General features: G+C 31.9%; 21 protein-coding genes and 1 pseudogene. 11 read left to right on the plus strand and 11 right to left on the minus strand.

The genetic code is table 11. From position 1 onward, the window contains the following. Positions 1-63 (plus strand): annotated as a pseudogene (locus tag AJ888_RS09645) (methyl-accepting chemotaxis protein); the annotation flags it as partial. Between the two features lie 120 nt (positions 64-183). On the opposite strand, the gene AJ888_RS06410 reads toward AJ888_RS09645, so the two are convergent. Genes AJ888_RS06410 through ilvE form a run of 4 tightly spaced genes read right to left on the minus strand, consistent with a single transcriptional unit; the run spans position 184 to position 3,251 of the window. Further along, a complete protein-coding gene (locus AJ888_RS06410) occupies positions 184-693 on the minus strand; it encodes a DUF2393 family protein (RefSeq protein WP_070296207.1) in 510 nt (169 codons plus the stop codon). After that, the gene (locus AJ888_RS06415; RefSeq protein WP_002861051.1) at positions 693-1,223 is read right to left on the minus strand and encodes a DUF2393 domain-containing protein; all 531 of its coding nucleotides are present in this window, start codon (positions 1,221-1,223) and stop codon (positions 693-695) included. Before AJ888_RS06415 ends, AJ888_RS06410 begins: the two co-directional genes overlap by 1 nt. Before the next feature lie 12 nt (positions 1,224-1,235). After that, a complete protein-coding gene (locus AJ888_RS06420) occupies positions 1,236-2,324 on the minus strand; it encodes a prohibitin family protein (protein WP_002861052.1) in 1,089 nt (362 codons plus the stop codon). Between the two features lie 12 nt (positions 2,325-2,336). Beyond that, entirely contained in the window at positions 2,337-3,251 is a 915-nt protein-coding gene (ilvE, locus tag AJ888_RS06425; RefSeq protein ID WP_002861053.1) for a branched-chain-amino-acid transaminase, read from the minus strand. 176 nt (positions 3,252-3,427) lie between these two features. Here ilvE and AJ888_RS06430 point away from each other — a divergent pair, with 176 nt between their 5' ends. The 10 genes from AJ888_RS06430 to AJ888_RS06475 all read left to right on the plus strand — a co-directional run bounded on the left by AJ888_RS06430 (position 3,428) and on the right by AJ888_RS06475 (position 13,458). Beyond that, entirely contained in the window at positions 3,428-3,634 is a 207-nt protein-coding gene (locus tag AJ888_RS06430; RefSeq protein ID WP_002861054.1) for a 4-oxalocrotonate tautomerase family protein, read from the plus strand. Continuing rightward, a complete protein-coding gene (gene bcp / locus AJ888_RS06435) occupies positions 3,631-4,086 on the plus strand; it encodes a thioredoxin-dependent thiol peroxidase (RefSeq protein WP_002861055.1) in 456 nt (151 codons plus the stop codon). Before AJ888_RS06430 ends, bcp begins: the two co-directional genes overlap by 4 nt. Continuing rightward, complete coding sequence (locus tag AJ888_RS06440) at positions 4,086-5,177, plus strand: epoxyqueuosine reductase QueH (RefSeq protein ID WP_002861056.1); 1,092 nt, start codon at positions 4,086-4,088, stop codon at positions 5,175-5,177. Before bcp ends, AJ888_RS06440 begins: the two co-directional genes overlap by 1 nt. 94 nt (positions 5,178-5,271) lie before the next feature. Next, positions 5,272-5,712, plus strand: coding sequence for a 3-hydroxyacyl-ACP dehydratase FabZ (fabZ, locus tag AJ888_RS06445; protein WP_002851782.1), 441 nt, complete (start codon positions 5,272-5,274; stop codon positions 5,710-5,712). Then, positions 5,712-6,503 carry an acyl-ACP--UDP-N-acetylglucosamine O-acyltransferase gene (gene lpxA, locus AJ888_RS06450; protein ID WP_002861057.1) on the plus strand — a complete coding sequence of 264 codons (792 nt, stop codon included), beginning with the start codon at positions 5,712-5,714 and terminating at the stop codon, positions 6,501-6,503. The genes fabZ and lpxA overlap by 1 nt, the downstream gene beginning before the upstream one ends. Further along, the gene (gene clpX, locus AJ888_RS06455; protein WP_002861058.1) at positions 6,496-7,719 is read left to right on the plus strand and encodes an ATP-dependent Clp protease ATP-binding subunit ClpX; all 1,224 of its coding nucleotides are present in this window, start codon (positions 6,496-6,498) and stop codon (positions 7,717-7,719) included. The genes lpxA and clpX overlap by 8 nt, the downstream gene beginning before the upstream one ends. A 10-nt stretch (positions 7,720-7,729) precedes the next feature. Beyond that, the gene (locus AJ888_RS06460) at positions 7,730-8,770 is read left to right on the plus strand and encodes a rod shape-determining protein (RefSeq protein WP_002861059.1); all 1,041 of its coding nucleotides are present in this window, start codon (positions 7,730-7,732) and stop codon (positions 8,768-8,770) included. Then, the gene (mreC, locus tag AJ888_RS06465; protein ID WP_002861060.1) at positions 8,760-9,509 is read left to right on the plus strand and encodes a rod shape-determining protein MreC; all 750 of its coding nucleotides are present in this window, start codon (positions 8,760-8,762) and stop codon (positions 9,507-9,509) included. Before AJ888_RS06460 ends, mreC begins: the two co-directional genes overlap by 11 nt. A 260-nt stretch (positions 9,510-9,769) precedes the next feature. Further along, positions 9,770-13,039 (plus strand): carbamoyl-phosphate synthase large subunit, encoded by a 3,270-nt coding sequence (gene carB / locus AJ888_RS06470; protein WP_002861061.1) that lies wholly within the window; start codon positions 9,770-9,772, stop codon positions 13,037-13,039. After that, positions 13,036-13,458 carry a hypothetical protein gene (locus AJ888_RS06475; RefSeq protein WP_002861062.1) on the plus strand — a complete coding sequence of 141 codons (423 nt, stop codon included), beginning with the start codon at positions 13,036-13,038 and terminating at the stop codon, positions 13,456-13,458. Before carB ends, AJ888_RS06475 begins: the two co-directional genes overlap by 4 nt. Here AJ888_RS06475 and AJ888_RS06480 read toward each other — a convergent pair whose 3' ends face one another. The 7 genes from AJ888_RS06480 to greA are packed head-to-tail and all read right to left on the minus strand — an operon-like array spanning position 13,459 to position 20,100. After that, positions 13,459-14,436 carry a transaldolase gene (locus AJ888_RS06480; protein ID WP_002861063.1) on the minus strand — a complete coding sequence of 326 codons (978 nt, stop codon included), beginning with the start codon at positions 14,434-14,436 and terminating at the stop codon, positions 13,459-13,461. Beyond that, positions 14,436-15,059: a phosphoserine phosphatase SerB gene (gene serB, locus AJ888_RS06485; RefSeq protein ID WP_002861064.1), complete on the minus strand. Its 624-nt coding sequence runs from the start codon at positions 15,057-15,059 to the stop codon at positions 14,436-14,438. The genes AJ888_RS06480 and serB overlap by 1 nt, the downstream gene beginning before the upstream one ends. Beyond that, positions 15,059-15,580, minus strand: coding sequence for a chemotaxis protein CheW (locus AJ888_RS06490; RefSeq protein ID WP_002826355.1), 522 nt, complete (start codon positions 15,578-15,580; stop codon positions 15,059-15,061). Before AJ888_RS06490 ends, serB begins: the two co-directional genes overlap by 1 nt. Positions 15,581-15,584: 4 nt before the next feature. Continuing rightward, positions 15,585-17,894: a chemotaxis protein CheW gene (locus tag AJ888_RS06495; RefSeq protein ID WP_002861065.1), complete on the minus strand. Its 2,310-nt coding sequence runs from the start codon at positions 17,892-17,894 to the stop codon at positions 15,585-15,587. 3 nt (positions 17,895-17,897) lie between these two features. After that, positions 17,898-18,854, minus strand: coding sequence for a chemotaxis protein (locus AJ888_RS06500; protein WP_002857365.1), 957 nt, complete (start codon positions 18,852-18,854; stop codon positions 17,898-17,900). Beyond that, positions 18,847-19,605: a UDP-2,3-diacylglucosamine diphosphatase gene (locus tag AJ888_RS06505; protein WP_323754870.1), complete on the minus strand. Its 759-nt coding sequence runs from the start codon at positions 19,603-19,605 to the stop codon at positions 18,847-18,849. Before AJ888_RS06505 ends, AJ888_RS06500 begins: the two co-directional genes overlap by 8 nt. Positions 19,606-19,614: 9 nt before the next feature. Continuing rightward, positions 19,615-20,100, minus strand: a complete 486-nt coding sequence (gene greA, locus AJ888_RS06510) for a transcription elongation factor GreA (RefSeq protein ID WP_002851733.1) — start codon at positions 20,098-20,100, stop codon at positions 19,615-19,617. Positions 20,101-20,111: the final 11 nt, after the last annotated feature.

Genomic DNA, 20,111 nt, shown 5'->3' on the forward strand with positions numbered 1-20,111 from the left:
TCTAGTACAGTAAGCGATATAGCTAATAATATCTTAGAAGATGTTAAGAAGAAGAGGTTTTAACCTTAGATAACTAGCTAAAAAGCTAGTTATCTCTATAAAATAATATATGTTTAATTCTTTAAGATTTAATGAAATGTGGTATAGAGAAATTCTAATTATTAATATTAAGTATTTTCTAAATCAAATACATTTTAGAGTGTGATAAAATTCAGGGTTATCAAAACTTGGAGGAAAAGGAACACAGGCTCTAAATTCTTTATAAGTATTACCTGGAAGTTTGTCTATAATTTCTATAGTGTAAGAAACACTTGTATTTTGCATTTTGGCATTGCGAATATTTTTATCATTGAAAATTTCTCCCCCTACTTTTTTTTGATTTAATATGCTAAGTATCAAATAGCATTTTCTGATTTCAAATTTAGTAAGATTTTGAACCTTTCCGCTTACGATAACACTTTCATGTCTTAGATCTCTTGTGTAGGTTAGTTTGCTAAGATCGGCTTGAGTGGTGAATTGATTGATTGTTAGAAAAATAGAATATATCAAAAGTGCGGTAAAAATAGTAGCTATGGTATAAGAAATCAAAGCCATTTCTTTCTGTTTAACTTTTAGAAAGATTAAAATACAAATCAAGGCAAAGCAAATAAGTAAAATGATAAAAGCTATAATATGAAAAATCGTAAAATGCATTAAAAACACTCCGAAACTAAGCGTATGGTATAGTTATTTTCATAGTTAAAATTTTCAAAAGCAATTCTTTGAACTTGGGTTGCGTTTTTCTTTAGATCTTTAATTTCTCTACTTTTTTGTCTAAAAGGGATAAATTTCTTTTTATATTCTTCTATGATATTATCATTAGGTATTTTATCCGCAAAAATTTTAGCTGTAATTTTGCATTCTTTAAAATTATTTTTTGAATTATTTGTAATGTTAAAATCAACAATTAAATCATTTGAGCTTTGTATTATTTTTTGATCCGTAATAGCGGTTTTTCGAGTTCTTACTTCATTGTCTATTAGTTTATACCCATAGATATAAACTAAAAAACAAATAATAATATCAAATGCAATAATAAAAAGTGCTGCTATAGGTCTATGGCGTAAAAATACACAAAGAAGTAAAACACAAGTGAAGAGAAAAAAAACTAATAAAATCAGCATATAATCCACTAAATATAAATGAGTAGTGTAAAAAAGCACGATTTCTCTTAGTTTTTCCACTTGCGTATCCTTTTAGTTCATGTTGGCAGAACTTTGCTTTTTAGCATCTTTGGTATCAACCCAAATGTTTGGTACTGCTCCACCTGGAGTTAAGAAAATTTTAGCATCTTGATTGACTTTTAAAGCTTCATTAAATTCTTTTTGAGTTTCAATTTGCTTTAAATTTAGTAAAGGAGTGTTTAAGCTGTTTGCGATTTCTTTATTAGAATAAGCTTGTGCATCTGCTTCTATTTTAACAGCCATAGCTTTACCTTTAGCACTGATTATGGTTGCGTTTGCTTCCCCTTCAGCTAAGGCGGCTTTTTTTAAGGCTTCTTGATTAGCTCTTTCTACTTCATACTTAGTTCTTTCAGCTTCTTGTTTTGCAATTTGTACGCGTTCGATTTGCTCTTTTACTTTTGAAGGTAAAATAATTTCTCTAAGTTGTACAGCGCGAAGTTCTACAGGTTCATTTGGTTGAGCTTCTATAGTTTTTCTTATGCCTTCTTCTATTTGAGCGGCTATTGTATTACGATTAGTAGGAAGTTCTTCGGCTGTGTATTTTCCTACAACACTTCGCACTACATCACGAACAACTGGATCGATAATTTTATTTTCCCAATTTAAGCTCCAAGTAGCTATAGTTTGAGGAACTTGCAAAGGATTTAAACGGTATTGCACTGTAACATCAATAGATACAGGCAGTCCACGAGAGTCAAGTACAGAAATACTATTTTTATTAATAACACCTGAACCTGAAGATAAATTTTCATTACTTCCTTCTATAGAAGCATAGTTGATTTGTCTTACTCTAGTATCGATTATGGTTATTTTTTGTACAAAAGGTAAGAAAAAGTGAAGTCCTGGTTCTAATGGATTTGGGTCATATTTACCTGTTGTTGATTTAATCCCCATTTCCCCAGAATTTATCACCATAAAAGGTTTTGCAACGATTAAAAATAAAATAATAATAATCACCCCATAAATAAACGGAGAGAATTTTCCAAAACCTTTAAAATTAAATTCTGGTGCTTTGAAATTGAAATTTTGACGGTTGTTGTTTCCGTTATTGTTAGAATTTCCATTTTTTTTATTGAAATAATCATTCAAATCAGCTGGCATTTATTTCCTTTTTTAAATATAAGTTAGCATAGATGCGTATTTTTGATTGCGTCCATAAACTACATCAAAATAAGCATCTTGAAGTTTTTTAGTTACAGATCCTCTTAAACCATTTCCTATTATTCTTGCATCAATATTGTTAATAGGTGTGATTTCAGCGGCTGTCCCAGTAAAAAATGCTTCATCAGCAGTATAAACTTCATCTCTTGAAATTCTTTGGCGAAGCACAGTGACACCAAGATCATGAGCGATTTTAAGCACTGTATCTTGAGTAATGCTTTTTAAAGAAAAATCATTTGGAGGTGTGATTAAAACCCCATCTTTTACAATAAAGAAACATTCTCCTGTTCCTTCTGCGATAAAACCTTCTTCATCAAGCATTAAAGCTTCTTCATAGCCTGCTTCAATAGCTTCAAATTTTGCAATTTGAGAGTTAAGATAATTCGCACTTACTTTAGCTTTTCCCATGCATGATTTAACACTATTTCTTGCAAAAGACGAAATTTTTACTTTTATGCCTTTTTCTAAACCTTCTTCTCCAAGGTAAGCACCCCATTCCCAAGCTGCAATCCCAACTCTTACAGGAGCTTTTATATGATAAAGTCCCATAACTCCATCGCCTAAAAAAATCAAAGGGCGGATATAGACATTGCTTTTAAAATTGTTTGCTTTTAAGAGTTCAATTTGTGCATTTTCAAGCTCTTTTTGAGAAAAAGGACAATTTAAAAGAGTAATTTTTGCAGACTCTAAAAGTCTTTTGGTGTGATCTTCAAGTCTGAAAATTGCTAAGCCTTTATCTGTTTTATAGGCTCTAGTTCCTTCAAAAACAGCATTGCCATAATGTAAAGAATGGGTTAAAAAATGCAAAGTTGCATCTTTAAAATCAACTAATTTTCCATCCATCCAAATTTTATCTGCTGAGATCATTTTTTTTACCTTTTATAGTTGTTTATTTCTTAAAAAATATTATTTTAAGAATAAATTAGGATTTTATCAAAAATATACTAACAATAAGTTTTTATTAAATTAAGGTTTTTTGTTAAAAAAAATATTAGGTATTTTTTGAAATAATTATGAAAAATTATCGTTAAAAAGGAGAAATTATGCCATTGGTAAATATTAAATTAGCAAAGCCGTCTTTAAGCAAGGAACAAAAAGCGGAGCTTATAGCTGATATTACCAAACTTTTAAGCACGAAATATAATAAAAGTAAAGAAAGAGTTGTGGTGGTTTTAGAAGATGTAGAAAGCTATGACATAGGCTTTGGCGGAGAAAGTGTAGAAGCTATCAAAGCAAAGGCAAGTAAATGAGTTTAAATATAGGAGATAAAGCACCTCAGTTTGAACTTTTAAATCAAGATGGGGTAAAAATAGCATTAAAAGATTTTATTGGTAAAAAGGTGATTTTGTATTTTTATCCAAAAGATAATACTCCAGGTTGCACTACAGAAGCTTGTGATTTTAGTTTAAATTATGATAAATTTGGTGATAAAAATGCAGTGATTATCGGTATCAGTCCTGATAGCGTGGCAAGTCATGAAAAATTTATCTCTAAATTTGATTTAAAGCATATTTTACTTAGTGATAGCGAAAAAGAAATTGCTAAAGCTTATGGAGCTTGGGGGATTAAGAAAAATTACGGAAAAGAATACGAAGGCATTATAAGATCGACTTTTGTTATCGATGAAACAGGTAAGATTGCTCAAATTTATAGTAATGTTCGTGTAAAAGATCATGCTTTAAAAGTACTTGAAAGTCTTTAATGCTAGTGCATATTTGTTGTAGTGTGGATAGTCATTATTTTATTGAAGAACTTAGAAAGACTTATCCTGATGAAAAAATCATAGGGTATTTTTATGATCCAAATATTCATCCTTTAAGCGAATACGAACTAAGATTTTTAGATGTAAAAAGATCTTGTGATAAACTTGGTATTAAGTTATATAAGGGCGAGTATGAGTATGAAAAATGGCTTAATGCTGTGCGTGGTTATGAAAATGAGCCTGAAAAAGGTGCAAGGTGTGAAATTTGTTTTGATGTAAGAATGGGATCTAGTGTTAAATTTGCTGCTAAAATAGGAGAAAAAAAGCTTACTACTACGCTTTTAACCAGCCCTAAAAAAGATTTAGAACAGTTAAAAAATGCTTTACAAAAAGAATGTGAGCCTTATGGGGTAGAGTTTTTAGCTCCTGATTTTCGTAAAAATGGCGGCACTCAAAGGCAGTTTGCTTTAGCAAAAAAAGAAATGCTTTATCATCAAAACTATTGTGGTTGTATTTATGGGCTTAAAAAACAAAAACAAGATAAGAATTTCATTGATGAGTTAATGTCTCCTGTAAATAAGCAAATTTTACCTGCAAGTATAGAAGCAAGAATAGCTCTTTATAAAAAAATAGTTTTATGGGAAAAAAAAGGTATAAAATTTGAAATTTTAAGAGAGAAATTTTTAAATTATCGTCTTTTAAGTGCTTTAATAAAATTAGATAAAAAGCCTGTTAAATCTCATATTTTATTTTATTCGCATTTTAAAAACGCTTATACAAGATTTTCTTTGGATGAGGAAAATTTAAAACAAAATTTAAAAGAAGGCTTTTATAGAAGCACTAAAGATGAAATGGTTTTTGTTGAATTTTGGCGTTTTAATGCATTTTTTAAAAACAAATGGAAAAATTTTGAAGATTTTTTAAAAAGACCTTTGAGTGTGCAAGCAGAAACTAAATGGCGTAATAAATTGTTTGGAACTTATAATCTTAGCCCTATTATCATCCTTGAAAATATTTTACCTTCAAGATATGAAGTGATAGCAAAAAGTGAAATTTATCATGATAATCAAGAGGTGCTTGTAGAAATTTAAGAAATTTATTAAGAAAAACTTTTTTTGTTAATGTAATTTTTAATGATTTTTTTATATAATAAAATTTTTAATTGTTTTCAAGGTTAATTTAATAATGATAGATGTAATGCAAATTCAAGAAATCTTACCACACCGTTATCCTTTTTTACTAGTAGATAAAATTACAGAATTAAAAGTTAAAGAAGTGGTTCGAGGATATAAAAACATCAGTATAAGTGACCATGTTTTTATGGGACATTTTCCAGGGCATCCTATTTATCCTGGAGTTTTGATTTTAGAAGGTATGGCTCAAACAGGCGGAGTTTTAGCTTTTGAAAGTATGGAAGATAAAGTGGATCCAAAAAGTAAAGTAGTTTATTTCACAGGCATAGATGGAGCAAAATTTAGAAATCCTGTGCGTCCTGGAGATAGGCTTGATTATGAAATGAGCGTGGTTAAAAATCGTGGTAATATGTGGATTTTTAAAGGGCAAGCTTTTGTAGATGGAAATTTAGTTGCAGAGGCTGAGCTTAAAGCTATGATAGTGGATAAATAATGAAAAAAATTCATCCAAGTGCGGTGATTGAAGAGGGTGCACAACTTGGCGACGATGTTGTAATAGAAGCTTATGCTTATGTAGGTAAAGATACTAAAATAGGTAATGATGTTGTCATCAAACAAGGTGCTCGAATTCTTTCAGATACAACTATAGGTGATCATTCTCGTGTATTTTCTTATGCTATAGTAGGCGATATTCCTCAGGATATATCTTATAAAGAAGAGCAAAAAAGCGGTGTTGTTATAGGAAAAAATGCAACTATTAGAGAATTTGCAACGATAAATTCAGGTACAGCTAAAGGAGATGGTTTTACTCGTATAGGCGATAATGCTTTTATTATGGCTTACTGTCATATTGCTCATGATTGTCTTTTAGGTAATAATATTATTTTAGCTAATAATGCAACTTTAGCAGGACATGTAGAGCTTGGAGATTTTACGGTTGTAGGCGGGCTTACACCTATTCATCAATTTGTCAAAGTAGGTGAGGGTTGTATGATAGCAGGAGCTAGTGCACTCTCTCAGGATATAGTACCGTTTTGTTTAGCAGAAGGAAATCGTGCAAGTATTAGAAGTTTAAATTTAGTAGGTATTCGTCGTCGTTTTGATAAAGATGAAGTAGATAGACTTAGCAGAGCTTTTAAAACTTTATTTAGACAAGGAGATTTAAAAGAAAATGCTAAAAATTTGCTTGAAAATCAAGAAAGTGAAAATGTTAAAAAAATGTGCCATTTTATATTAGAAACAAAGCGCGGAATTCCTGTCTATAGGGGTAAAAATAATGCCTAGAAAATGTAGTTTTTGCAATGAAGTGGAGAATCCACAAAGAAGAATTTTAGCAAATGAAAATGATGATGCTTTTATTTGTGAATATTGCGTTGAAGGTGCTTATAGTATTATTTATGGAGAAGAAAAAGAATTTAAAGAACCTAAACAAAGCCATAATACAGAATTTAAAGATATCACTCCAAAAGAATTAAAAGCTTATCTAGATCGTTATATCATAGGACAAGATAGAGCTAAAAAAGTTTTTAGTGTTGGAGTATACAATCATTATAAAAGACTTTTTAAAGCCGAACTTCAAGATGATGATACAGAGCTTTTTAAGTCAAATATTTTACTTGTTGGGCCAACAGGAAGTGGAAAAACTTTATTGGCGCAAACTTTAGCTAAATTTTTAGATGTACCTATAGCAATTTGTGATGCAACTTCTTTAACTGAAGCAGGATATGTAGGTGAGGATGTGGAAAATATTTTAACACGTCTTTTGCAAGCTGCAGATGGAGATGTGCAAAGAGCTCAAAAAGGTATAGTTTTTATTGATGAGATTGATAAAATTGCTAGAATGAGTGAAAATCGTTCTATTACTCGTGATGTAAGTGGAGAGGGTGTGCAACAAGCTTTACTTAAGATTATCGAAGGAAGTTTGGTAAATATTCCACCAAAAGGGGGAAGAAAACATCCAAATCAAGAGTTTATACAAATTGACACTTCAAATATTTTATTTGTTTGTGGTGGAGCTTTTGATGGTTTGGAAACTATCTTAAAAAGAAAACTTGGCGATAAAGTTGTGGGCTTTTTTGATGATGCAAAAGAAGAAAATAAAGCTTTGCTTGAGAAAATCGAACCTGATGATTTGGTGCATTTTGGTTTGATTCCTGAGCTTATAGGTCGTTTGCATGTGATTGCATCTTTAAATGAGCTTAATGAAGAGGATATGGTAAGAATTTTAACTGAGCCTAAAAATGCCATTATTAAACAATATCAAAAGCTTTTTGCTATTGATGGGGTAAATTTAAAATTTGAAGAAGATGCTCTAAGAGCTATCGCGCAACTTGCATTGGAGAGAAAAACAGGGGCTAGGGGACTTAGAAGTATTATAGAAGAAATGATGGTAGATTTAATGTTTGAGTTACCAGAGTATAAAAATTATGATATTGTAATAACTAAAGAAGTTGTTAAAGACAATGCAAAAGCATTATTAATAAAAAGAAAAATAAGTTAAAAGGATAGAAATGATATTAGATCAACTTATAGGATTTTTTTCTAGTGATATGGGGATTGATTTAGGAACAGCTAATACGCTAGTTTTGATAAAAGATAAGGGTATAGTGATAAATGAGCCTTCTGTTGTGGCAGTTGAAAGAGAAAGGTATGGTTCCAAAGCAAAAATTTTAGCCGTAGGTAAAGAAGCTAAAGATATGGTGGGAAAAACTCCAGGCAATATCGAAGCTATTCGTCCTATGAAAGATGGCGTGATTGCAGATTTTGATATGACTGAAAAAATGATCCGCTATTTTATAGAAAAAACACACCGTAGAAAAAGTTTTTTACGCCCTAGAATTATCATTTCTGTTCCTTATGGTTTAACTCAAGTTGAAAGAAAAGCGGTAAGAGAAAGTGCTTTAAGCGCAGGTGCAAGAGAAGTATTTTTGATTGAAGAGCCTATGGCAGCGGCTATTGGTGCAAGTTTGCCTATACAAGAACCTAAAGGAAATTTGGTAGTAGATATAGGGGGTGGAACTACTGAAATTGGAGTGATTTCTTTGGGTGGACTTGTGATTTCAAAGTCTATTCGTACGGCTGGAGATAAGCTTGATATGAGTATAGTTAATTATGTAAAAGAAAAATACAATCTTATTATAGGTGAAAGAACAGGCGAAGAGATCAAAATCACTATAGGTTCAGCAATACAACTTCCAAAAGAACTTTCTATGGTGGTAAAAGGACGCGATCAAGTAAGCGGACTTTTAAGTCGTATTGAACTTACAAGTGAAGATGTAAGAGAAGCAATGCGTGAGTATTTAAAAGAAATTGCTGATGCTTTAAAAATGGTTCTTGAAATGATGCCGCCTGATTTAGCAAGTGATATAGTAGAAAATGGTGTAGTTTTAACAGGTGGCGGAGCATTGATTCGTGGTCTTGATAAATACTTAAGTGAAATTGTACGTTTGCCAGTTTATATCGCAGATGAACCGCTTTTAGCTGTAGCAAAAGGAACAGGTAAAGCTTTAGAGGAAATTTCATTATTGCAACAATTAACCAATGAAGAATAAGATTTTTTATGTTCTTGTCTTAGCCTTTTTGGTTTTTATATCTTTTTATTATGGAAGACTTATCAAGCAAAATGTTCTCCGTGTTAATGACTTTGTTATAGGTAATTTTTATAATATTAAAGATTATTTGAAAGAAAAAATTTCAGAACATTTTAATCAAGCAAGTCAAATTCAGCAATTAAAAGCTAGAAATAAAGAATTAGAAGACATTGCCGTAAAGGTAACTAGTTTTGCAAATCAATTAAATCGTATTTTAGAGGATCAAAATTCTACAAAATATTTACCTCAAGTTTCTTTAACTAGAGTTATTTCTTATGTTCAATTGAATGATTATAAAAAATTATGGCTAGATTGGAGCAAAATTCCCGTTGGTAAAAATCGTGGTTTAATATATCAAGGATATACTGCAGGTATAGCTATTAATAAAGATGGCAGAACAATGGCTCTTCTGCAAGGTGATGATCAGTGTGTTTTTTCTGTTTATATAGGAAAATCCAAAGCTCCAGGTTTAATTCAAGGTGAAAATGGCAAGGTTGTGGTTAAATTTATTCCAAAGTGGGCGAAAATTAATGTCGGAGATGAAATCTTAACAAGCGGACTTGATAATATTTTCTTTTCGGATGTCCCTGTTGGGATTGTGAATAGAGTTGATGATGAAGATATGTATCAAAGTGTAGAAGTAAAGCCTTATGTTAAGATCAGCATTCCTGCTTATTTATATGTAGTAGATAATTTATAAGTCAAGGGTTAGACTTTTTAAAAATTTTCTATATTTTTGCTAATTATTATAACTTTGTTTAGTGCTAAAAATTTTGTTAAATTATCAAATAAATTTTTATAATCGAATGAGAATTTTATAAAAAATCTTAAATTTCTTTATGTATTATTTCCTAGATTAAAAGCAGGGTGTTTATTTTTTAAAATTATATCGATAATTTCAAAGTTTATAAAACTAATTTTTGTTATAATCAGCTCAAATTCATGCTCTTAGGAAAATTTATGCCAAAACGAACAGATATTAAAAGTATTTTACTTATAGGAAGTGGTCCTATTGTGATAGGACAAGCTTGTGAATTTGATTATTCTGGAACTCAAGCCGCAAAGACTTTAAAAGAATTAGGATATCGTGTAGTATTAATCAACTCAAATCCTGCAACTATCATGACAGATCCTGAATTTGCAGATGCAACTTATATAGAACCCATAACAAAAGAAAGTATTTTAAGTATTATTAAAAAAGAAAAAATTGATGCAATTTTGCCAACTATGGGTGGACAAGTAGCGTTAAATGTTGCTATGGAAGTTTATGAAAGCGGACTTTTAGGAGATGTAAAATTTTTAGGCGCAAATCCTGAGGCGATTAAAAAAGGCGAAGATCGTCAGGTCTTTAAAGAATGTATGAAAAAAATCGGCATGGATTTGCCAAAATCGATGTATGCGTATAATTATGATGAAGCTTTAAAAGCCGTAGATGAAATCGGCTTTCCTTTGATGATCCGTGCTTCTTATACTTTAGGAGGTGCTGGAAGTGGTGTGGTTTATAATATGGACGAATTTAAAGAACTCGCTAATACTGCTTTAGCTTTATCGCCTATCCATGAAATTTTGATTGAAGAAAGTTTGTTGGGTTGGAAAGAATATGAAATGGAAGTTATACGCGATAGAGCGGATAATTGTATCATAGTTTGTAGTATAGAAAATATCGATCCTATGGGAGTTCATACAGGAGATAGTATTACAATAGCTCCAGCATTAACTTTGACGGATAAAGAATATCAAGTTATGCGTAATGCTTCTTTTGCTATTTTGCGTGAAATTGGCGTAGATACAGGCGGAAGTAATGTGCAGTTTGCTATCAACCCAAAAAATGGAAGAATGATAGTTATAGAAATGAATCCAAGAGTTTCAAGATCAAGTGCTTTAGCTTCTAAGGCAACGGGCTATCCTATAGCAAAGGTTGCGACACTTTTGGCAGTAGGCTTTAGTTTAGATGAGATTAAAAATGATATTACAGGAACTCCTGCATCTTTTGAGCCTGTGATTGATTATATTGTAACAAAAATTCCTCGCTTTACTTTTGAAAAATTTCCAGGGGCAAACACAACTTTAGGTACAGCTATGAAAAGTGTGGGTGAGGTGATGGCTATAGGACGCACTTTTAAAGAAAGTATACAAAAAGCACTTTGTTCGCTTGAGCGTTCTTTAAGTGGTTTTGATAGGGTAAAATTTGAAGATAGAAATGATCTTGTTTTTAAAATTCGCAATGCCAATGAAAAGCGTTTACTTTATGTTGCTCAAGCTTTTAGGGAAGGTTTTAGCGTAGAAGAACTTTATGAGCTTTGTAAAATAGATCCTTGGTTTTTAACACAGATTAAAGAAATTGTAGATTTTGAAGAGCAAATTGATATGGATATTTTAAACAATAAAGCTCTTTTGAGAAAAGCAAAAACTATGGGCTTTTCAGATAAAATGATAGCCTTGCTTGTAAATTTGAAAGATAATTTAGAATTAAGCCAAAATGATATTTATTATGCAAGAATGAAGCAAAAAATCATCGCAGAATTTAGTGAAGTGGATACTTGTGCGGGTGAATTTGAAGCTTTAACTCCTTATCTTTATTCAAGTATCAATGTAAGCGAACTCACTCAAAGTAAAAACGATACTAAGGATAAAAAAGAAAAAAAAGTGATGATTATAGGTGGGGGGCCAAACCGCATAGGACAAGGTATAGAATTTGACTATGCTTGCGTACATGCTTCTTTTGCGCTTAAAGATATGGGTATTAAAACCATTATGTATAATTGTAATCCTGAAACCGTTTCGACTGACTATGATACAAGTGATATTTTGTATTTCGAGCCTATTGATTTTGAACATTTAAGAGCGGTGATTGAACGTGAAAAACCTGATGGAGTGATTGTGCATTTTGGCGGACAAACTCCTTTGAAATTTGCCAAGCGTTTAAGCGCTTTTGGAGCTAAGATTATAGGTACTAGTGCAAGAGTAATTGATATGGCAGAAGATAGAAAGAAATTTGCCGAATTTATTACAAAATTAGGCATCAATCAGCCAAAAAATTCTACTGCGACAAGCGTAGAAGAAGCGGTGCTTAAGGCTAGTGATATAGGATATCCTGTGCTTGTAAGACCAAGTTATGTTTTAGGTGGGCGTGCGATGCGTGTGGTAAATGATGAGGCTGAACTTAGACTCTATATGCAAGAAGCTGTAGATGTGAGCGATAAAAGTCCTGTTTTGATCGATCAGTTTTTAGACAATGCTACAGAAATTGATGTTGATGCGATTTGTGATGGTAAAGATGTTTATGTGGCAGGAATTATGGAACACATAGAAGAAGCGGGAATTCATTCAGGTGATAGTGCTTGTTCTTTACCACCTTGCAGTATCGATGAAAAAATGCAAGAATTTATTGCACAAAAAACCGCAGATATTGCTTTAAATTTAGGAGTTGTAGGGCTTTTAAATATACAATTTGCTTTACATCATAATGAGCTTTATATGATAGAGGTAAATCCTAGAGCTAGTCGTACCGTGCCTTTTGTTAGTAAAGCTACGGGTATTCCTTTAGCAAAAGTGGCAACGCGTGTGATGTGGCAAGGAAATTTAAAAGAAGCTTTAAAATTTTATGATACTTTCAAAGTGGTTAATTTTGATACTAAAATTTTACGCGCTAAAACTCCAAAATATATGAGCGTGAAAGAAGCAGTATTTCCATTTGCAAAACTTAGTGGAAGTGATTTAGAATTAGGCCCTGAAATGCGTTCAACGGGTGAAGTTATGGGTATAAGCAAGGATTTTGCAAATTCTTACGCAAAAAGTCAAATCGCATCGTTTAATCATCTGCCAGAGCAAGGCGTGGTATTTATCTCCTTAAAAGATAAGGATAAAAAATATACCAAAAAAATCGCTGCAGAATATGTAAAGCTTGGCTTTAAGCTTATGGCAACAGGGGGAACTTGTAAGGAAATTTTAGAAAGTGGTTTTGAGTGCGAACTTGTACATAAAATTTCAGAAGGACGCCCCAATGTTGAAGATAAATTGAAAAATGGAGAAATTCACTTAGTTATCAATACAAGCGATAGCCACAGTTTTAAAGGTGATACGAAAAAAATTCGTGAAAATATTATTCGTTTTAAAATACCTTATTTTACAAATTTACGATCAGCTTTAGCAGGTGCAAAATCGATTAAAGCTATACAGAGTAAATCTTGCCTAGATGTAAAGAGTTTGCAAGAGTGGCTTAAATCTTGATTTATTTAGCTCAAACAGATACTACGGTAGGATTTTTAAGTAAAAATTTAGAAGAGATTAATGCTTTAAAAGGTAGAGGTAAAAATCAACCTTGCTTAATCACTTCTGCGAAATTTTGCGAGTTAAAAAGTTTAGCAAGAATTCCAAAATCTTTTAAAAATTTAGTACGTCGTTCTAAAAAAACAACTTTTATCTATCCAAATAATCAGGCCATTCGTATTGTGAAAGAGTGTAAACATGCGAATTTTTTAAGTAAAAATGGCTATTTTTATTCATCTTCGGCAAACAAGCATGGAAAAGAATTTGATGAAGAATGGGCTAGAAGTGTTGCTGATATAATACTTGATGAGAAATTTTTCGAAAATATCCCATCAAAAATATTAAAACTTTCAAAGAATAAAATGATAAAAATACGTTAATTAAAGAGCTTTTAAAATATCTTCGAAAGCAATACAAAATTGCTCTAGGCCATCACTTAATAAATCATTGCAAGCTTTTTCTCGTTCACTTTGAGAAATGATTTGATTAAGTTCTGTATAAATTTCAAAATTCATTAAAGGTTTTTTAAAATCCATTTTTCCTTTAAATACCTCTATTGCATCAAGAGGAGCAGTATTAACAGAATTCTCAAAAAGAAGTTCTTTGATATAATAGTCTTTTGGCAGATCATCTCCTTTAACTCCAGTGCTTGCAAACAAGGCGCGAATATTAGGTTCATTTTTTGAGTAGATATTGTTATAAGCTAAATTTGCATTTAAAATTCCAATACGATTTTGCTCTTTGGCTTTAGGATTTAAAAGTCTATCAAAACGACTTACAAAAATACTTATAACAGCTTGTGGTGTTCTAGTATTTTGTTCTTTTAAGGCTATATTGTTTTTTCTAAATTCGACTAAACCTGCATTTAAAGCTTCAAAACATTTTTGACTTTGTTCAAGAGAAAAAATTAAGGTAGCATTGACGCTAATACCATTTTTCATAAGTTCATACATTACTTCATAAGAAGCTTTTGTAGCTGGAATTTTAATCATTACATTTTCTTTGCTAATAGCACTATAAAGTCTTTTAGCTTCGCCTAAACTAAGAGTCGTGTTATCATGAAGTCTTGGATCTATTTCAATACTTATAAATCCATCGTTTTTTTGATAAAAAAGAGGAGCTAATTTATCAGCTGCTTTTTGAATATCAGAAATTGCTAATTCTTCATAAATATCTTTTGTTTTTTTTCCTTTTAATTTAAGAATTTTATCTTTATAAATTGGAGAATTTAAAATAGCATTTTTAAAAATAGCAGGATTTGAAGTAGCACCATTAATTCCATGTGATAATAAATTTAAAAATTCATTATCTAAAAAACTATTTTCTATAAAATCACACCAAAGAGAAAAATTTTTCATTATATTGCCTTTATTATTTCTTTTAAGTCTTTTATATCTATGCAAATATCAGCTTGAGAACGTAAAATTTCTTTAGCACAAAATGCAATCTTTAATCCACTTTCATTAAACATTGCCAAATCATTTGCCCCATCGCCAACACACATCACTTCATCTGTTTTCAAATTTAAAAAGCTTTTTAATCGTTGTAGCATTAAGCCTTTTGAATTTGAAAACATCATTTCTCCACCAACTAGCCCTGTTAAAATGTCATTTTTATGATGCAGATAATTTGCAAAACCGAGGTTAATTCCAAGTTTTTGCATAGCAGGATCTATGCCTTCATGAAAACCACCGCTAAAAATAACAATTTGTATATTTTTAGATTTTAAATATTGGATAAGCTCATGTGCTCCATGCATTAGTGGAAGTGTGCTACTTAATTCTAAAACTTTTTTATAAGACATACCTTTTAAAAGGCTTACTCGTTTTTGAAGACTTTCGAAAAAATCAAGTTCTCCAGCCATAGCATGGTGGGTAATTTCGCTTGTTTGATCACCCTTGCCATGTGCTGTAGCTAAAATATCGATGGTTTCACCATCCATTAAAGTAGCGTCAAAGTCAAAAACACAAAGTTTAATCATTAAAATTCGCGCTTAAGTAAAGCTTCCACTTTGAGTATAGTTAAGATATTTTCATCTCTTTTTCCTATGCCATAAATCATACCTTTGTCTTTAACTAAAGTTTCAGGTGGCGGATCAATTCTGTTTCTGTGAATTTTAATTGCTTCAGTTAATCTATCTATAACAAAACCAGCATTTCCTCCAACTCCAGTTCCATTTGTCTCACCTCTTAAAACAATATATCTTGTTTGAGGTGTCATTTTAGAACTTCCTAAATGAAAGCGTTGAGCTAGATCAATGAGTGGCATAACATTACCACGCATATTAAAAACCCCTAGAACATAATCAGGTACACTAGGAACTCTAGTATATTCTATAGGTTTGATGATTTCTTGTATATTAAGAATTGGAATCGCATATTCCTCATCTCCAACTACAAAGCCGACAAGTTGGATGATATCATCTTCTCTTTGATCGACATCAGGACCAGCCATCTGAGTTTGCTGTTTTTGCAAAATTTGCTCTAATTTTTCATTACTCATATTCTTATCCTAGTTTCAAATTTTTTCTAACCACATTTTCCAAGTATTCTGGAGAATAAGGTTTAGTGATATATTCAGTCATACCCACTTCAACACCTCTTAAGCGGTCAGTTTTACTTGTTCTTGAAGTAACTGCAATGAGTGGTAAGTTACGATATTTAGAATACTTTCTAATTTCACCAGCTAAGGTGTATCCATCCATTCTTGGCATTTCGATATCTATAAGCATTGCATCAATATCATGTTCGCCAGATTTTATAATATTCAATGCTTCAACACCATTTGTTGCTTCAACTAAACTAACTCCTAGCGGTTCTAAAGCTTTTTGCATTAAAGTTCTATCCATTTTAGAATCATCTACAATTAAGACTTTATAATCACTTGGTTGTTCTTTAGGTTTTTTCGCACTTGATTCTAATTGCGCTTTAATATCAACTTTAATTTCTTTGGCCATATCCATCATAGCACCTACATCAATGATTAATGTCACTCTACCATCGCCACGGATTGTAGCTCCTGCTATACCTTGGATATTTTGTAAATAATCACCCATAGATTTAATAACTATCTCTTCTTGTCCTACAAGAGTATCTACTATAATACCAAGCTTGCTTTCTGCTACCCCTATAACAACGACATAAGTTTGATCGCCGCTTTCAAGGACTTGTTTAACTCCAAATACATCTGAAAGTCTCACAAGAGAAAGCACTTCATCTCTTAAGCGTAATACATTTTTACCTTCGATAGTATAGATATCATCAATTGGCACTCTAACTGTTTCAAGAACGCTTGCAAGTGGAATTGCATAGAATTCCTCTTGAGTTCCTACAAGTAAAGATTGAATGATTGCCAAGGTAAGAGGAATTTTAAGTTTAAACGAACTTCCTTTACCTAACTCACTATCAATTTCAATTACCCCATTTAGTTTTTCGATGTTGGTTTTAACAACATCCATTCCTACGCCACGACCTGAAACATTTGTTACTTTAGCCGCAGTTGAAAAACCAGGTTTGAAAATCAAAGCAAAAGCTTCTTTGTCTGTCATTTGATCTGCTTCTCTTTCGGTAATCAAATTTTTCTCTATAGCTTTTGCTTTTAAGCCATTTGGATCAAGTCCTTTACCATCATCTGTAATTTCTACAACGATGTGATTGCCTTCATTATAAGCTTTAAGTTGAACTATACCTTTTTCAGGTTTTCCATTCGCTGCACGAGTTGCTGGATCCTCAACACCATGGTCACATGAATTTCTAATCATATGCATGATAGGATCGCCAATTTCCTCTACGATAGATTTATCAAGTTCAGTTTCTTCACCTGTAATTTCAAGTTCTATTTGCTTTCCTAATTCACGACTCAAATCACGAACAACTCTTGGAAATTTATTGAAAACTTTTGCTATAGGCTGCATTCTTGTTTTCATTACAGCAAGTTGAACATCGGTTGTAATGATACTTAGCTGACTTACGACTTGATTAAGCTCTTCAAGGAATTTTTCTCCTTCATAACGCTCTTCAACATCATCATAAATTTTAAGCAAACGGTTTTTGCCTAAAACAAGCTCCCCAATTAGATTCATTAAGTGATCTAATCTTTTTACTTCCACGCGTATGGTTTGATCCATACTGCTAGCATTGCTACCTGAAGCAGGAACCTTTTTCTCTCCACTTTCTGCAGGTTTATTTGCTGTATTGTTAGTCGGTTTAGGTGCTGCATTTGTTGTTTGTTTCTTTTGTGCACGACGAGCTTGATCTTCAGCTTTTCTAACTTTTAAAAGTCTTTCTATTTCAGCTTCAACTTCAGAATCACTTAATTGATTAACATCTACTTCAGGTTCAGGAGTAGTTGTTTCTTGTTTTGGTGCTTCTGGTTCTGCTTGTGGAGTAGATTTTTCATTTAAATCTGTTGCCCCAACAGGAGACTCTCCCTCTGAAATAGCTGTTAATCTTGCGCAAATTGGTTCTATGTCCATACCAATAGCAGTATCGTTGCCATTATCGCGAATAGAATTAAGTAGAGTTTTCATTCTATCAATAGACTCTAAAACTACATCCATGATATCTGGAGTTATTTTTAACTCGCCATGTCTTGCTTTGTTTAAAACATCTTCCATGTGGTGAGTTAACTTTGTTAAAACATCAAAATTTAAGAAACTTGATGATCCTTTAACCGTATGTGCAACACGGAAAATTCTATTTAATAATTCTAAGTCTTCTGGATTTGATTCAAGCTCTACTAAATCATGGTCGATTTGCTCAACAAGCTCAAAAGCTTCAACCAAAAAGTCTTCAAGTATTTCTTGCATATCTTCCATATTTTACCCCTGTTCTTGAGATTGATGTTTTTTAATAACCTTTGCAATTTCATTGAAGAAATCGCTAGCGTTAAATTTGACAAGATAGCCTTCTCCACCAGCTTCTTGAACACCTTTCTCATTCATAAATTCATTTGATAAAGACGAGTTAAAGACTATAGGAATATCTTTAAATCTTGGATCTTCTTTAATGCGTGCAGCAAAGTGGAAACCATCCATTTGTGGCATTTCGACATCGCTTACTATAATTTTTAAAGTATCATTTAAACTTTCACCATAAACTTGGCTTAATTCTTCTAATTTGTTTATGCCCTCTACGCCGTCTTTAGCTTCAACAACTTGAAAGCCCATCTGTTGCATCATTTCTTTGACGCGTTTTCTAGCAGTCATGCTGTCATCAAGTATAAGTGCTGTTCCAGTAAATTTTTCTATTTTTCCAAAATCTATATCTGTTTTTGGAGCGTAAATTCCTAAATCTTCAACAACACTTTCAAGATCTAAAATTAGCAACACTTCATCATTTTCAATGCGTGTTACACCTGTGATTTTACCTTTATCTAAAGCACCTGATCCTGTAGAAAAAGTTGCTGGTTCTATATCCTTCCAGTTTATTCTACGAATTCTTTTTGCTTCGTGAACTATAAAACCAATAAGAATATTGCTAAATTCAGTAATAATAACTCTAGGTTTTAGCATAGTGCTTTCTGGCTCAGTGATTTGCATCCATTTGGCAAGATTGACTACAGGTATAACCACTCCACGAAGATCAAAGATACCTTCGATGTAATCAGGTACACCTGGAAGTTCTGTAAGGCTTGGGATTTTTATAATCTCCCTTACCTTAGAAACATTTACACCATAAATTCCTTCATAGACTTTATCGTGTCCTTGCTTAAAGATACGGAAATCGACAAGCTCCATTTCATTTGAACCCGTTTTCACGATATTTTCATCAAACATTTTGACCCCTCAATTTCTGTTCTCGAAATTTGATTTCTTGTTGATATTCTACTACAAAAAAACTTCTCTCATATGCAAAACTAGCTAAGTTAAGATATTTAATGTTTTCTTTGTTGATTTGATGATTTTGATGATAGTGTCCTTCACATACCCAAAATCCTAAATTTTCATATCTTTCATATCTTTTTTTTGCTAAATTTTCAAAATCTTTTATTTGATAAAAAAGGTTTTTTTTGTTTTGATTTTGAAGAATTTTATTTGAAATAAAATTACAAGTAATAATATTTAAAAAATTCAAAAATATAAGCAAATAATGATTTCTTAATGTTTTAAGAGTAAATTGTAAAAGAGGTGGTAAAAAAATATCCCCGTGAGCTAATTTTATAAAAGCGTTATTTAAAACAAGATTATTACCTTTACTTGTATGCAAATTAAGCTTTATGGGTTGCTTTTGTAAGTTAAAAATTTTCACCCTTTTAAAAAAACAAGAAAGATTAAAATCATGATTGCCTTCTAAGTAGATAATTTCAATCTTTAAGGCCAATTCTTCTAAAAGTTCTATGTAAGGTTTAGCAAATTCATGTGTAGCAGAGATTTCACCTATAAGTAAATCAAAAATATCACCCATAAGTATGAGTTGAGGGGTGGAAATTTTACCTTTTTTTAAGGTTTGTAAAAATTCCCAAAATCCCTTTCTCTGTTCATTTTCATGAGCATCCGCGATTAAAATCGCTCCATTTTGTAGTAAAATTTTTTATCCTTAAAATTTCAAAGGCTCATAATTTATAGAAAGGATTTCAAATTCACTCTCACCCTTTGGCAAACGCACTTTAAAATCATCTCCTTCTTTTTTTCCAAGCATAGCTTTTGCTATTGGAGATGCGATGGAAATATAACCCTTATCTAAATCTCCTTCGCAAATTCCTACTAGAGTATATTTGCTTTCTTTTTCTGTATCCAAATCCATGATCACAACACTTGAGCCAAATTTCACACTATCATGTTCATAGCTTGAAGGATCGATCACTTGAGCTCTTGCTAGCAAGTCACTAAGCTCTGCTATACGACTTTCAATTAAAGCTTGTTTTTCTCTTGCAGCATGGTATTCCGCATTTTCTTTCAAATCCCCGTGACTTCTTGCTGTATCGATTTCTATTACAACAGCGGGACGTTGATTATCTTTCAAATCTTTTAATTCTGCGGCTAACTTATCATAGCCAAATTGACTCATTGGTTCTTTTTGCATAATTTATCCTT

Source organism: Campylobacter sp. BCW_6467 (assembly GCF_001762855.1).
GTDB lineage: Bacteria > Campylobacterota > Campylobacteria > Campylobacterales > Campylobacteraceae > Campylobacter_D > Campylobacter_D jejuni.

What these genes read in the sequence shown, in the direction of transcription:
- serB (WP_002861064.1), bottom strand. Translation starts at nt 15,059, where the DNA reads ATGATTAAACTTTGTGTTTTTGACTTTGACGCTACTTTAATGGATGGT.
- AJ888_RS06410 (WP_070296207.1), bottom strand. Translation starts at nt 693, where the DNA reads ATGCATTTTACGATTTTTCATATTATAGCTTTTATCATTTTACTTATT.
- AJ888_RS06500 (WP_002857365.1), bottom strand. Translation starts at nt 18,854, where the DNA reads ATGTTTGATGAAAATATCGTGAAAACGGGTTCAAATGAAATGGAGCTT.
- AJ888_RS06490 (WP_002826355.1), bottom strand. Translation starts at nt 15,580, where the DNA reads ATGAGTAATGAAAAATTAGAGCAAATTTTGCAAAAACAGCAAACTCAG.
- carB (WP_002861061.1), top strand. Translation starts at nt 9,770, where the DNA reads ATGCCAAAACGAACAGATATTAAAAGTATTTTACTTATAGGAAGTGGT.
- ilvE (WP_002861053.1), bottom strand. Translation starts at nt 3,251, where the DNA reads ATGATCTCAGCAGATAAAATTTGGATGGATGGAAAATTAGTTGATTTT.
- AJ888_RS06480 (WP_002861063.1), bottom strand. Translation starts at nt 14,436, where the DNA reads ATGAAAAATTTTTCTCTTTGGTGTGATTTTATAGAAAATAGTTTTTTA.
- lpxA (WP_002861057.1), top strand. Translation starts at nt 5,712, where the DNA reads ATGAAAAAAATTCATCCAAGTGCGGTGATTGAAGAGGGTGCACAACTT.
- clpX (WP_002861058.1), top strand. Translation starts at nt 6,496, where the DNA reads ATGCCTAGAAAATGTAGTTTTTGCAATGAAGTGGAGAATCCACAAAGA.
- AJ888_RS06430 (WP_002861054.1), top strand. Translation starts at nt 3,428, where the DNA reads ATGCCATTGGTAAATATTAAATTAGCAAAGCCGTCTTTAAGCAAGGAA.
- bcp (WP_002861055.1), top strand. Translation starts at nt 3,631, where the DNA reads ATGAGTTTAAATATAGGAGATAAAGCACCTCAGTTTGAACTTTTAAAT.
- mreC (WP_002861060.1), top strand. Translation starts at nt 8,760, where the DNA reads ATGAAGAATAAGATTTTTTATGTTCTTGTCTTAGCCTTTTTGGTTTTT.
- greA (WP_002851733.1), bottom strand. Translation starts at nt 20,100, where the DNA reads ATGCAAAAAGAACCAATGAGTCAATTTGGCTATGATAAGTTAGCCGCA.
- AJ888_RS06440 (WP_002861056.1), top strand. Translation starts at nt 4,086, where the DNA reads ATGCTAGTGCATATTTGTTGTAGTGTGGATAGTCATTATTTTATTGAA.
- fabZ (WP_002851782.1), top strand. Translation starts at nt 5,272, where the DNA reads ATGATAGATGTAATGCAAATTCAAGAAATCTTACCACACCGTTATCCT.
- AJ888_RS06495 (WP_002861065.1), bottom strand. Translation starts at nt 17,894, where the DNA reads ATGGAAGATATGCAAGAAATACTTGAAGACTTTTTGGTTGAAGCTTTT.
- AJ888_RS06460 (WP_002861059.1), top strand. Translation starts at nt 7,730, where the DNA reads ATGATATTAGATCAACTTATAGGATTTTTTTCTAGTGATATGGGGATT.
- AJ888_RS06420 (WP_002861052.1), bottom strand. Translation starts at nt 2,324, where the DNA reads ATGCCAGCTGATTTGAATGATTATTTCAATAAAAAAAATGGAAATTCT.